The 13,676-nt window shown below is 58.8% G+C and carries 10 protein-coding genes; 7 read left to right on the plus strand and 3 right to left on the minus strand.

Translation table 11 applies throughout. From position 1 onward, the window contains the following. Nucleotides 1-100: 100 nt before the first annotated feature. Genes ACR0K9_RS10745 through ACR0K9_RS10760 form a run of 4 tightly spaced genes read left to right on the plus strand, consistent with a single transcriptional unit; the run spans nucleotide 101 to nucleotide 4,270 of the window. On the plus strand, nucleotides 101-1,345 hold the full coding sequence (locus ACR0K9_RS10745) for an ABC transporter substrate-binding protein (protein ID WP_480823029.1): 1,245 nt from the start codon (nucleotides 101-103) through the stop codon (nucleotides 1,343-1,345). A gap of 57 nt (nucleotides 1,346-1,402) precedes the next feature. Beyond that, on the plus strand, nucleotides 1,403-2,275 hold the full coding sequence (locus ACR0K9_RS10750; RefSeq protein WP_480823032.1) for a carbohydrate ABC transporter permease: 873 nt from the start codon (nucleotides 1,403-1,405) through the stop codon (nucleotides 2,273-2,275). Beyond that, the gene (locus ACR0K9_RS10755; protein ID WP_480823034.1) at nucleotides 2,268-3,167 is read left to right on the plus strand and encodes a carbohydrate ABC transporter permease; all 900 of its coding nucleotides are present in this window, start codon (nucleotides 2,268-2,270) and stop codon (nucleotides 3,165-3,167) included. The genes ACR0K9_RS10750 and ACR0K9_RS10755 overlap by 8 nt, the downstream gene beginning before the upstream one ends. A 5-nt stretch (nucleotides 3,168-3,172) precedes the next feature. Then, the gene (locus tag ACR0K9_RS10760; RefSeq protein ID WP_480536018.1) at nucleotides 3,173-4,270 is read left to right on the plus strand and encodes an ABC transporter ATP-binding protein; all 1,098 of its coding nucleotides are present in this window, start codon (nucleotides 3,173-3,175) and stop codon (nucleotides 4,268-4,270) included. A 150-nt stretch (nucleotides 4,271-4,420) separates the two neighbouring features. Here ACR0K9_RS10760 and ACR0K9_RS10765 read toward each other — a convergent pair whose 3' ends face one another. Next, a complete protein-coding gene (locus ACR0K9_RS10765) occupies nucleotides 4,421-7,210 on the minus strand; it encodes a bifunctional aconitate hydratase 2/2-methylisocitrate dehydratase (RefSeq protein ID WP_480823036.1) in 2,790 nt (929 codons plus the stop codon). 343 nt (nucleotides 7,211-7,553) lie between these two features. On the opposite strand from ACR0K9_RS10765, the gene nadA reads away from it, so the two are divergent. Genes nadA through nadC form a run of 3 tightly spaced genes read left to right on the plus strand, consistent with a single transcriptional unit; the run spans nucleotide 7,554 to nucleotide 11,025 of the window. Next, nucleotides 7,554-8,606, plus strand: coding sequence for a quinolinate synthase NadA (gene nadA, locus ACR0K9_RS10770; protein ID WP_480823038.1), 1,053 nt, complete (start codon nucleotides 7,554-7,556; stop codon nucleotides 8,604-8,606). Between the two features lie 8 nt (nucleotides 8,607-8,614). Next, complete coding sequence (locus tag ACR0K9_RS10775) at nucleotides 8,615-10,180, plus strand: L-aspartate oxidase (protein WP_480823040.1); 1,566 nt, start codon at nucleotides 8,615-8,617, stop codon at nucleotides 10,178-10,180. Beyond that, a complete protein-coding gene (nadC, locus tag ACR0K9_RS10780; protein ID WP_480823042.1) occupies nucleotides 10,177-11,025 on the plus strand; it encodes a carboxylating nicotinate-nucleotide diphosphorylase in 849 nt (282 codons plus the stop codon). Before ACR0K9_RS10775 ends, nadC begins: the two co-directional genes overlap by 4 nt. 86 nt (nucleotides 11,026-11,111) lie before the next feature. Here nadC and ACR0K9_RS10785 read toward each other — a convergent pair whose 3' ends face one another. Together ACR0K9_RS10785 and ACR0K9_RS10790 are read right to left on the minus strand one after the other, a co-directional pair. Beyond that, on the minus strand, nucleotides 11,112-12,365 hold the full coding sequence (locus ACR0K9_RS10785; protein WP_480823044.1) for an NAD(P)/FAD-dependent oxidoreductase: 1,254 nt from the start codon (nucleotides 12,363-12,365) through the stop codon (nucleotides 11,112-11,114). A 70-nt stretch (nucleotides 12,366-12,435) separates the two neighbouring features. Further along, a complete protein-coding gene (locus ACR0K9_RS10790; protein ID WP_480823046.1) occupies nucleotides 12,436-13,668 on the minus strand; it encodes an ABC transporter substrate-binding protein in 1,233 nt (410 codons plus the stop codon). Nucleotides 13,669-13,676: the final 8 nt, after the last annotated feature.

Below are 13,676 nucleotides of genomic sequence, written 5' to 3' on the forward strand. Positions count from 1 at the left end.
GCACAGTACGGATTCCGCGTTGCCAGACGCTGATCTAGTCGCAGTATTGCGGGCATCGCTGCTCCGGCAGTCAAAATACAATCTTGGGAGGAGACAAGATATGAATCGTTTTGCATTTGCCACCGTTTCGACACTGGCCGTTGCGGCCGCGTCGTCCGCTGTGGCCGAGCCGCAGGCTGAAGTTTTGCATTGGTGGACATCGGGTGGTGAAGCCAAATCGGTAGCCGTTCTGCAGGAAGAATTCGCCTCGAACGGCGGTACATGGACCGACATGCCGGTTGCAGGCGGCGGCGGTGATGCGGCGATGACCGCACTGCGCGCACGTGTTCTGGCCGGCAACGCACCAACTGCCGTTCAGTTGAAAGGCCCCGCCATTCAGGAATGGTATGAAGAAGGCGTTCTGGCCGACATCTCCAGCGTTGCCGAGGCCGAAGGTTGGGCAGATGTGCTGCCCGCCTCGATTGCTGGTCACATGCAATGCGAAGGTACCTGGTGCGCGGCTCCGGTTAACGTTCACCGCGTCGACTGGATCTGGGCCAACGCCGACGTTCTGGCCGCAAACGGCATCGAGATGCCGACCACATGGGACGAATTCAACGCCGCCGCCGATAAACTGCAAGCCGCTGGTGTGATCCCGCTGGCCCATGGTGGTCAGGCGTGGCAGGACGCAACCGTCTTTGAAACCGTGGTTCTGGGCATTGGCGGACCCGAGTTCTTCCAGAAAGCACTGGTCGATCTGGACCCCGAGGCGCTGACCTCGGACACCATGGTTCAGGTCTTTGACCAGATGCGCACCCTGCGCGGATACGTGGATGAAAACTTCTCGGGCCGTGACTGGAACCTTGCCACGGCGATGGTGATGAACGGCGAAGCGGCGTTCCAGATCATGGGTGACTGGGCCAAAGGCGAATTCCTGGCGGCTGGCAAGAAACCCGGCGAAGATTTCCTGTGCGCCTCGACCCCCGGTGACGGCTATCTGTACAACGTCGACAGCTTTGCCATGTTTGACGTGGAAGGCGACGACAAGAAAGCCGGTCAGGACCTGCTGGCCAAGCTGATCGTCGCGCCAAACTTCCAGAAAGTGTTCAACCTGAACAAAGGCTCGATCCCTGCGCGGACCGATGTTGGTCTGGAAGACTTTGACATCTGCGCCAACCTTTCGGCCGAAGATATGGGGTCAACCTCGGCAGGTGGCTCGCTGCTGCCGTCCTACGCCCATGGCATGGCGCTGCGCGGTGCGCAATCCGGTGCGATCACCGATGTTGTGACCGCGCATTTCAACTCGGATATGTCCTCGGCTGACGCGGTTCAGCAACTGGCGGACGCAGTGGCGAACAGCTACTGATCCAACACGCTCTGCCCCCTATAATGCGGGGCAGAGCATCTTTCCCCGGAGGCTAAAATGTCCGAATGGCTGGAAAACCACCTGCCCAAGGTGGTGCTGGCACCGTCGTTCATCGCCGTATTGATCTTTGTCTACGGATTTATCGGATGGACCGCATGGGTGTCGCTGACCCGATCGAAACTACTGCCGAAATACGAAATCAACGGCTTCATCCAGTATGAACGCCTGTTCGACTCTCCCCGCTGGGATACGGCGATCAACAACCTGTATATCTTTGGTGCGCTGTTTATCGTGATCGCGATGGTGCTGGGCCTGTTGCTGGCCATCCTGCTGGATCAGAAGATCCGTGTCGAAGGGGCGATCCGCACGATCTACCTGTACCCCATGGCGCTGTCGATGATCGTGACCGGCACGGCGTGGAAGTGGATTTTGAACCCGGGTCTCGGAATCGAATCCATGGTTCAAGGCTGGGGCTTTACCAATTTCGAGTTCGACTGGCTAGTGAACCCAGATTACGCCATCTACACCATCGTGATGGCCGCGATCTGGCAAAGCTCGGGCTTCGTTATGGCGCTGTTTCTGGCTGGTCTGAGATCGGTGGATGGAGAGATCATCAAGGCCGCGCAGGTCGATGGAATTCCCACCTGGCGCATCTATTCGGCGATCATCATCCCCTCGATGGCCCCCATCTTCCTGTCTGCCTTCATCGTGCTGGCGCACCTTGCGATCAAAAGCTTTGACCTTGTCATCGCCCTGACGGGTGGTGGTCCGGGTTACGCGACTGATTTGCCGGCCACGTATATGTACGCCATGGCGTTTTCGCGCGGCGATATTGGTCAGGCGGCCTCGTCCGCGATGATCATGATGCTGGTCGTCTTTGCCATCGTGGTTCCCTATCTTTATTCAGAGCTGAGGGCGAAAAATGACTGATCTGTCGATGCCCCAAACCCAAACCCGCACACAAAGCGCCGCCGGCAAGATTGCCCTGCGTTGGCTGCTGTATGTCCTGCTGGGCCTGTTCGCGCTGTATTACCTGATGCCGCTGTTCGTGATGTTGACCACATCGCTGAAGAGTCTTGAGGAAATCCGTACCGGCAGCCTGATCTCTCTACCGCGCGAGGTCAGCTTTGACGCCTGGAAAACCGCATGGTCCGGGGCCTGTACCGGTATCCAGTGCGAAGGTCTGCGGCCTTACTTCTGGAACTCGGTCTTGATCGCGGTGCCTGCGGTCGCCATCTCCACCCTGCTGGGTGCGCTGAATGGCTATGTCGTGGCACAGTGGCGGTTCAAAGGGGCCAACATCATCTTCTCGCTGATGCTATTCGGCTGCTTCATCCCGTTTCAGGTTGTTCTGCTGCCGATGGCGCGTCTTCTGGGCATGATGGGGATCGCAGGGACCATTCCGGGCCTGATCTTTGTCCACGTGATCTATGGTCTGGGCTTCACCACGCTGTTTTTCCGCAACTACTATGTCACCATTCCGGCCGAGCTGACCAAGGCGGCCCGTGTCGATGGGGCCGGGTTCCTGCGGATATTCTGGTCGATCTTCCTGCCGCTGTCGCTGCCGATCATCGTGGTGACTGTGATCTGGCAGTTCACCCAGATCTGGAACGACTTCCTGTTCGGAGTGTCGTTCAGTCAGGCGGGGACGCAGCCCGTGACCGTGGCGCTCAACAACATCGTAAACTCCACCACCGGCGTCAAAGAGTACAACGTCGACATGGCCGCCGCGATCATCGCGGGGCTGCCGACGCTGCTCGTCTATGTCGTTGCCGGTAAGTATTTCATCCGCGGCCTGACCGCTGGCTCAGTGAAGGGATAAGACCCATGGCTCCCATCCTTGATATCAACAATCTCTATAAGAACTACGGCGCAACCGAGATTCTGAAAGACATCAACATCTCGATTGATCCGGGCGATTTTCTGGTGCTGGTCGGCCCCTCAGGCTGCGGCAAGTCCACGCTGCTGAATTGCATTGCGGGGCTGGAACCGATCACAGGCGGCACGCTTTCGATTGGTGGCAACGACATGACACATGTCAGCCCCAAGGATCGCGACATCGCGATGGTGTTTCAATCCTACGCTCTGTACCCGACCATGTCGGTCGCCAAGAACATCACATTCGGCATGAAGGTGCGCGGTGTGGATCAGGCGACGCAGGAGGCCAAGCTGAACCAGGTCGCCTCACTGCTGCAAATTGAGCAGTTGCTGAACCGCCGACCCAGCCAGTTGTCAGGTGGTCAGCGTCAGCGGGTGGCGATGGGTCGGGCGCTGGTGCGTGATCCCAAGCTGTTCCTGTTTGACGAGCCGCTGTCGAACCTCGACGCCAAGCTGCGGGTCGAAATGCGCACCGAGATCAAGAAGCTGCACCAGACGCTGGATGCCTCAATCGTCTACGTGACCCATGACCAGATCGAGGCGATGACTTTGGCCACCAAGATCGTCGTTCTGAAAGGCGGGATCGTGCAGCAGATCGGCAGCCCGGCCGAGATCTATAACAATCCGGCCAACCTGTTTGTGGCCGATTTCATGGGTTCACCCGCGATGAACCTGATCCCGGCGCAGGCAAGTCAAAACGGTTCGGCGACGCAGATTGCCATTTCACGGCCTTCGGGCGAGACTTTGGTGTTGAACGACGCCCGCAATCTGTCTCTGCCAAAGGATGTGATCCTGGGCTTGCGCCCAGAAGACATCGCCGAGGCCGGCTTCCGTGCCGGAGCCGGTGTACAGGAGGCCGAATGCATGGTCGACATGGTCGAGCCCGCCGGGGCTGATACTTATGTCGTCTCAGAACTGGGCGGCAAACAGGTCACCGCACGGCTGCACGCCGAAACCAGTGCCAAGGCTGGTGAGGTGCTGAATTTTGCCATCGACATGAGCAAAGTATCATATTTCGCGAAGGAAACCGGTGAACGGTTGAACTAGCGCCCGGCACCGACTTCACGCCGGATCGTCTGTTGTGTTGGAGCTGTTCAACATTCATTCGATCCGGTCCGTTCAGTGACAATCGCTGAATTGCGCAGGCAAGATCGAGCGCGCGGGCCGGTCGTCAGAGCGACGACCGGCCCGGCATCTTTAGAAATGCACTGAATTGGAAGTCGCCGGATCGACCGCCGATGGCACGAAGCGGGTCAGGTCAATGCCTTCGACCGCAGCCTTGTATTCTTCTATTTTCGGTGTGCGTCCCAGAATGGCGGACAATACCACAACCGGGGTCGATGCCAGAAGGCTCTCGCCTTTCTTGTCCGGTGCATCTGCCACGACGCGGCCTTGGAACAGGCGGGTCGACGTGGCCAGAACCGTATCACCCTTGGCGGCTTTCTCCTGGTTGCCCATGCAGAGATTGCAGCCTGGGCGTTCGAGATACAGGATGTTTTCGTACTCGGTACGCGCCTTCTGTTTCGGGAACAGGTCGTCGAATTCGAAGCCCGAGTATCTTTCGAGCACTTCCCAGTCGCCCTCTTCCTTCAATTCGTCGATGATGTTGTAGGTCGGCGCCGCGACCACCAGCGGTGCCTTGAACTCGACCTTACCAGTCTCTTTCTCAAGGTTCTTGAGCATCTGAGCGACGATCTTGATGTCTCCCTTATGCACCATGCACGAGCCGACAAATCCCAGATCCACCTGCTTTTCAGCATTGTAATAAGAGATCGGACGGATCGTGTCATGCGTATATCGCTTGGACACATCGGCGTTGTTGACATCGGGGTCGGCGATCATCGGCTCGTCGATCTGGTCCAGATCAACGACAACCTCGGCGAAGTATGTGGCATTGTCATCCGGACGCAGCGCCGGCTTCTCACCCGACTTGATCTCGGCAATGCGCGCATCAGCGATGTTGATCAGCTTTTGCAGCATGCCGTTTTCATGCTCCATGCCTTTGTCGATCATGATCTGAATGCGCGATTTGGCCAGTTCCAGCGATCCGATCAGGGTCTCGTCATTCGAGATACAGACCGAGGCCTTAGCCTTCATCTCAGCCGTCCAGTCGGTGAAGGTGAAGGCCTGATCCGCCAGCAGCGTTCCGATATGTACTTCGATCACGCGGCCCTGGAACACGTTGTCGCCATGCTGTTCCAACATCTGCGCCTGTGTGGCATGGACCACATCGCGGAAATCCATGTGCCCGGCCATCTTGCCCTTGAAGGTCACTTTGACCGATTCCGGGATCGGCATCGATGCTTCACCGGTCGCCAGCGCCAAGGCCACGGTGCCCGAGTCTGCCCCAAAGGCCACGCCTTTTGACATACGGGTGTGGCTGTCGCCGCCGATGATGACAGACCAGTCATCCACGGTGATGTCGTTCAGCACCTTGTGGATCACATCCGTCATCGAATGATAAACGCCTTTCGGGTCACGTCCGGTGACGAGGCCGAAATCATTCATGAACTTCATCAGGCGCGGCGTGTTGGCCTGTGCCTTGGCATCCCAGACCGATGCGGTGTGACACCCCGACTGATAGGCTCCATCAACGCTGGGCGCCACAACTGTGGCGGCCATCGCCTCAAGCTCCTGCATGGTCATCAGGCCAGTGGTATCCTGCGAGCCAACGATATTGACCTTTACACGCACATCAGAACCAGCATGCAGTGTCTTGCCTGGCGTTGTGCCCAGTGCATTTTTGTTGAAGATCTTCTCAACGGCAGTCAGGCCCTGCGCTTCGTGGCTGATTTCCTTGGATGGCGCGAAAACCAAAGGCGCTTCAATTCCCAGCATTTCAGCCGCAAATGTCTGAAGTTTCTTGCCGAAGACAATCGCGTACGAGCCCCCGGCCTTCATGAACTCCACTTTCTGCGGGGTAAAGGACGAGGATACGTCGACCAGTTCCTCTCCATCTTCGCTCAACAGCTTGCGGTTTTTGGAGTTGATCTTGAGGACGGTGCCGGTTGCGACCGAATACTTCTCTTCAAGGATCGGGTTGCCGTCGTTGTTCAGGATCGCTTTGCCATCCTCGTCCACCTTCTTGACCCAGTTTTTCAGGTCAAGACCGATGCCACCGGTTACGCCCACGGTGGTCAGGAAGATCGGCGAGATGCCGTTGGTGCCCGCAACGATCGGGGCGAAGTTGACGAAGGGCACATAAGGGCTGGCCTGTTTACCAGTCCACAACGCCACGTTGTTAACGCCGGACATGCGCGACGAGCCTACACCCATGGTCCCCTTTTCCGCAATCAGCATCACATGCTTGCCGGGGTGCTGCAACTTCAGCGCCTCAATCTCCTGCTGCGCCTTCTCGGAAATAAAGCACTTGCCGTGCAGTTCCCGGTCTGCACGCGAATGCGCCTGATTGCCCGGCGACAGCAGATCGGTCGAAATGTCACCTTCGGCGGCAACATAGGTCACAACTTCGATCTCTTCATCGATATCCGGCAGCTTGGTGAAGAACTCGGCCTGGGCATAGCTTTCAAGGATTTCGCGCGCCTTGGAATTGCCCGCCTTGAAGGCTTCTTTCAGGCGATCAGTATCGGCATCGTACAAGAAGACCTGCGTTTTCAGAACCTCTGCCGCCTGCGCTGCGATCTCGGCGTTGTCACTCAAGGCCAGGTCCAGAAGTACCTCAACTGAAGGGCCACCCTTCATGTGCGACAGCAATTCAAAGGCGAAGGCCACCGAAATCTCTTCAACCACCGCATCGCCCAGAACGATCTCCTTCAGGAATCGTGCCTTCTCACCGGCGGCGCTGGTCGTGCCCGGCAGCGTGTTGTAGATGAAATGGTTCAGCGACTCCGCCCGATGCGGATGATCGACATCCTTGATCTGATCAACAAGCTCTCTGACAAGCGCGCCGTCATCAATGGGCTTGGGGTGCAGGCCCTGCGCTTTGCGGGTTTCAATTTCGTCGAGGTATTCTGTGTACAGGCTCATGGCTCATTCCGGCAATTGTGGCTTGCTGGCAGATGCTCAAAGTGTAACGAACACCTGACCAAATTTATTTGTATGCCGTGGTATACTATAATGAAGCGAGTTGCAAGTGACCTAGCGCCAAGTCTCACTCATTTTTCTACTGCATTTACTAACGCCGTTAGACCGCACGTCACAGCCAAAACCGCATTAACAGCTCTGGCCACCCTGAAATTCAGGTCAAAAAAACCAGTTGTTTCAAACTCGATCCGTACTTTGGGAAATTCGTCCAGGATAGGTGCTGGTCAATTCGCTTCAGAACCCATATTAGGAGTGTCACGCGTTTATCAGGCAGAAAAACAGTCCCGTGTTCGACCTTCCCGCGCAGCGCGCGCATCTCTCCGAAAAGTATGACCTTGCCCCGTCGCCCGAGCTTGCCGCAAGCATGAGCGATATTTATGACCGGATGTCCCGTGTGGTATCGCCGGTGGATTGGGCGGTGTACGCGCCATACGTCAAGGCGATCAACGATCTGAAGACCGAGCGAAATGCGGTCATTCTGGGTCACAACTATATGACGCCCGAGATTTACCACGGCATTTCAGATTTTGGCGGTGACAGTCTGCAACTGGCCATCAAAGCGACCGAGGTCGAGGCGGATGTGATCGTCCAATGCGGTGTGCATTTCATGGCCGAGACATCAAAGATCCTCAGCCCCGAGAAAATCGTGCTGATGCCGGATATGGAGGCCGGGTGCTCTCTGGCGGAATCGATCACCGCTGAGGGTATCGCCGAGATGCGCCGCCGCTATCCCGGCGCGCCCGTCGTATCCTATGTAAACACCACCGCCGAGGTCAAAGCGGCCTCGGACATCTGCTGTACCTCGTCCAACGCGGCACAGATCGTGGCGGCGCAGGACAGCCACACTGTCATCATGACCCCCGATCAGTATCTGGCGCAGAACGTCGCGCGCGACGTGCCGCAGAAAAACGTGGTCTGGTGGGAAGGCTCGTGCATTGTGCACGAGCAGTACAGTGCCAATGACCTGCGCGATTTCCGTGAATGGAACCCGGGCACGCGTCTGATCGCGCATCCTGAATGCCCGCCGGATGTTGTGGTCGAGGCCGATTTCTCGGGCTCCACCAGCGGCATCATCAAATATGTCACCGATGAGAAACCGGAAAAGGCGCTGCTGATCACTGAATGTTCGATGGCTTCGAACATTGCCGACGCGCTGCCCGAGGTCGATTTCGTCGGCCCCTGCAACATGTGCCCGTACATGAAGAAGATCACACTTGAAAAAGTGCTCTACGCACTCGACACCATGACCGGACAGGTCGAGGTGGATGCCGAAATCGCCAGCAAAGCAAGGCTGTCGGTGCAGCGTATGATCGATCTGTCGCGCCAATTGGGTATTTGATCGGCGACATGCAGACTGTCGAGACGCCACGTGTGGTGATCATCGGGGCCGGACTGGCGGCGGTTTATGCCGCGCTGAAGCTGGCCCCCTGCCCCGTCGTGATGATCTCACCCGAACCGCTTGGGTTTGGAGCAAGCTCGGCCTGGGCGCAGGGTGGCGTCGCAGCGGCAATGGCGCGCACAGACAGCCCGCAGGCGCATGCAGAAGACACCATGCGCGCCGGGGCCGGTTCGGTTCTGCGCGAAGTGGCCGAGTTTGTGACCAAGGCCGCGCCGGAGCATATCCTTGATCTGTCCGATCTGGGCACCGGGTTCGACCGCACTGCCGATGGGGGCTTTGTCCAATCACGCGAGGCGGCGCATTCCGCCGCGCGGGTGGTCCGGGTCAAAGGCGATCAGGCCGGGGCCGAGATCATGCGGGCGCTGATCGTCGCCCTGCGCCAGACCCCGTCAATTCAGGTCATAGAAGGGGCGCTGGCGGTCGGGCTGGAAAGCGATGGTAAGAAGGTCAGCGGTGTTTATCTGACCAGTGCCGAGGCACCGGGCGGACCTCAGGTCTTGTTGCGCGGGTCGGCGCATGTATTGGCAACTGGTGGCTCGGCAGGTCTTTATGCTCAAACCACCAATCCTGCACGTATCCGAGGACAAGGCATCGGCATGGCCGCCCGTGCAGGTGCCCGGATTGCGGATGCCGAATTCATTCAGTTTCACCCCACCGCAATCGACGTCGGCGAAGATCCCACGCCGCTGGCGACCGAGGCATTGCGGGGCGAAGGTGCCGCTCTGATCGACAGTACTGGACATCGGTTCATGCCCGATATCCATCCCGACGCCGAACTGGCCCCGCGTGACACCGTTGCGCGTGCCGTCTACCAGCAGACGCAGTTGGGCAATCGTCCCGCTCTGGACACGCGCAAGGCCATCGGCGCCGCGATCGGGGACAACTTTCCGACCGTGACCGAAGCCTGCCTACGCCATGGTGTGGACCCGGTACACGATCCGATTCCGGTGACGGCCTCGGCGCATTACCACATGGGCGGTGTCGAAACCGATCTGGCCGGTCGAAGCTCATTGAACGGGCTCTGGGCCTGTGGCGAGGCTGCCTCGACCGGGTTGCACGGCGCGAACCGACTGGCGTCGAACGGTTTGCTTGAGGCTTTGGTGTTTGCACGCGCCTGTGCGCGAGACATTGCGACGATTGTCTCCGAACGGAGCGCGCCGGAAGTCGACATCGCTCTGGTGCCCGATGGTTCTGCCGAGCAACACCCCGATTTGTCCGCTCTGCGCAACACCATGACCAAATTTGTTGGCGTGGTCCGTGATCAGGATGGTCTGCACCATGCCCTGACCGATATCGCAACGCTTGAGGCCCGGCACACGGGCTGCGACCTGTTCCTGAACATGACGGCCACCGCCACCCTGATCGCGGCAGCCGCGCTGCTGCGCGAGGAAAGCCGCGGCACGCATTACCGCTCTGATTTTCCTGATCTTAATCCCGGACCCGGCCAACGCTCTGCCCTGATGCTGGGCGATGCTCTGGCCTTGCGGGACCGTATTGCAAAGGACGCAGAATGACCCATCCGGCCTTGCCCGACCTGATCCTGGAGCCTTTGGTGCGATCGGCACTGATGGAGGATCTGGGTGCCTATGGCGATATCACAACCCAGACCGTGATCCCCGAGGATGCAACCTATGCCGCACGACTGAACGCCCGCGCGGATGCCGTGGTTTCGGGAATGCAGATTGCTGCATTGGCCTTTCGGCTGGTCGATCCTTCGCTGGAGATCTCGACACACATTGCGGACGGGCAGCGCTGCGCCAGGGGCGATACGCTGATGGAGATCCGGGGCAAGGCGTCCTCGATCCTGTCAGGAGAGCGCGTGGCGTTGAACTTTGCTGGACGGCTGTGCGGTGTGGCCACTGCGACGGCGGCACTGGTGGCGGAAACCGAGGGCACCAGGGCACGCATCACCTGCACGCGCAAAACCACACCCGGTCTGCGCATCGTTGAAAAACAGGCCGTTCTGCATGGCGGGGGTTTCAATCATCGGTTTTCCCTGTCCGACGCGATCCTGATCAAAGACAACCATATCGCGGCGGCAGGAGGTGTACGCACGGTACTGGAGGCGACGAAGGCCCGCGCCTCGCACATGATGAAGGTCGAGATCGAGGTGGACACGCTAGATCAATTGGCCGAAGTGCATGAGGTGGGCGGAGCCGATGTCGTCTTGCTGGACAACATGTCACCCGATATTCTGACCGAAGCGGTTGCGCTGGTCGACGGTCGACTGATCATCGAGGCCTCGGGCAACATCAACATCGACACGGTAGCAGCCGTGGCGGCGACGGGTGTGAATTACATTTCGTCCGGGGCGCTGACCCATTCTTATCCTTGTGTCGATCTTGGGCTGGACTTTTGATGGGTGGGGATGCGTAGACGCGCCCACTGATCTCGATTTGCCGCAATGGGTTTGCAGATAATCCCTTCCCGGGCGGAATATGTCACTTACACCCTTTGATACCGGGCGGCCCTAAAGGCCGACAGATCGTGGTTCATCGGTGTACCCGCCGCGATATCCGCAACCAACTCGCCCGTCTTTGGGGCCATCATCAAGCCATAGTGGCTGTGGCCAAACGCTGCGATCAGGCCGGGAAACCCCTCGATCTCGCCAATACAAGGCAGGCTGTCGGGTAAACTGGGCCGCTGACCGGACCATGTGGACATGTTGCTGCCGTCAAGATCGGGCAACAACGCACGAGCCAGTGTAGCCAGACCCTCAAGGCGTTTCGGGTTGTCGGGTGCGTCAAGCCTCGCGAATTCTGCAGTACCGGCAACGCGCAACCCTTCGGTCATCGAGGATGCGACAAATTTCATGTCCATATCCATGACCGAATGAGTCAGCGTGACGCCCGGATCGGTGAATGAAACATGATATCCACGCTCGGATTCCATCGGGATTTTTAGTCCCAATGGTCGCAAAAATTCCGCAGACCATACGCCCATTGCAATGACCAGTTTTGCCACCGTTCTCTGGCCCTGATCGGTGGTGTAAAGCCAATCACCGTTAGGAGTGGGTCCAACACCATGCACAGTTTCGCGCAGAATAGTGCCGCCCAAGGTTTGAAACTTCTCGGCCAGAACAGTGGCGATCCGGCCCGGAGACACCGCCCGCGCCTGCCCCTTTATCAGAATGGCAGCTTGAAATTCAGTTGTCAGATGCGGCTCCAATTCGCGAAGCTCGCCTGCGTCTATCCGTTCGATTTCTGCGCCGCGAGACTGGCGCATACTGTAATCCAGCGTTTCAGGATTGGCAGAGTCGGCGTTTCGAAAGGCGTGCACATAATAACTGTCCGCAATCAGGTCTTCATGACCGGTTCCCGCCAGATGGCGGCGGAATAAGCTAATGCAGTCGCCGTTCAGGAAATCCATCGCGCCCGAAATCGGACCAATTCGGTCGGGATGCCCTTCTCGCAAGAACCTCAGGCCCCAGGGAAGCAATCGGGGCAGGTAAGAAGGTTTCACTGTCAAAGGCCCATCGGGATCAAGCAGCCAGCCGGGCACTTTTTTCCACATATCTGGAAGAGACTGTGGAACACTGGACCATGGTGAGATGATCCCCGCATTGCCGGCGGATGTGGCCTGCCCGGGCGCCGCCCGATCTATCAGCGTGACTGCGAAGCCGCGTTGAACAAGGGGCAGAACACAGCATATCCCCACGATCCCGGCACCCAGAACCGTGATGTTATCATTTTCAGCCATTTGGAACGCTTAATTCGGTGTTGCTTGATAGACAGCCCCGAAATTCGGGGCTGCCGTGACTCAGACCGGTTCAGATCGTGCCCAGCTCGACGTCCTTACCATCCTTGATGACAAAGTGCGCGAAAGGCCGGTCTTTCAGATTGCCATCCGGATGAAAGGCTACGTCCATGCCGTAGCCGGTATAGTTGACTGGATTGCCGGTCCGGACAGCTTCGAGCAACGAAACCGCCCCGCCGACATCTGATCCACCGCCATTGGTGATGTTCAGGATTTCCTTGGTATAGACCGTCGCGTCCGGCGTGCCTGCCTTTTCCATTACGGCGGCGTGCACGGCCATCGAATCCGCGCACAGGGCCGAGAAAGGCAGGAAGGTGCCGGGTTCGACACCCATCAGGCCCTCGAACTCTTTGTAAGCAGCGGAAGAGCTGTCATTGGTGGCCTGCAGGTGGTTGATACCCTCGCCGACCTCGGTGCCGACTGCTTCGATGAACTTGCCGCCGCCGTTAACACCGGCGCTGGCGGCGATGGTCAGGGTGTAAAGCTCGGCCTCATAACCGCCCCGGAACCATTCCTTGGCGATCGAGGTGAACTGGGTGACATAGGCGGGCAGGAAGACGGCGGTCACATCCTCGCCCATCACCTTGTCGACCTCGGCACGGAAGCTGGGCTGATCGGGCTTTACCTCGGCCTGCACCACCACTTCGCCGCCACCGGCCTCGATGGTCTCGATGAAGGGGCCGATCATCGACTGGGTGAACGCGGTCTGCACCGCAAGGATACCGACCTTTTTGTGGCCTGCCGCCAGCATTGCCTTGGCCGGGGGTACACCCCACTCGCGGCCCGTGGCCTGAAAGCGCCAGATCAACCCGCCATGGTCGCCCTCGGTGATCGCATCCGCCGCGCCCAGACAGCTGACCGAGACGCCCTTTTCGATGGCCAGCGGCTTGACCGCCAGCGTCGGGCCGGACCCCCACATGCCGACAATGGCGCTGACCTGATCCACGTCCAGCAGCTTGCGCGCGGCGCGCACGGCAGAGGTGGGGTTGGTTTCGCTGTCCTCGGCGATGATCTCGATCTGACGGCCATCCAGAATGCCGCCCGCGTCGTTGATCTGGCCTGCGATCACCTGCGCCGCCTTGACGATGTTGGGCCCGTATGAGGCCCCGCCGCCGGTCAGGGGCGAAATCATGCCAATCTTGACCGGTGCGTTCTGCGCCAGCGCGGGCAGCGGCAGGCTCGTGGCGGCAAGTCCCGCCGCCGTCGTGCCCAGAAACCGCCTGCGGTTCATGATCAGTTTCGTCATCACTCTGT

This window comes from Ruegeria sp. L12, from assembly GCF_056531745.1.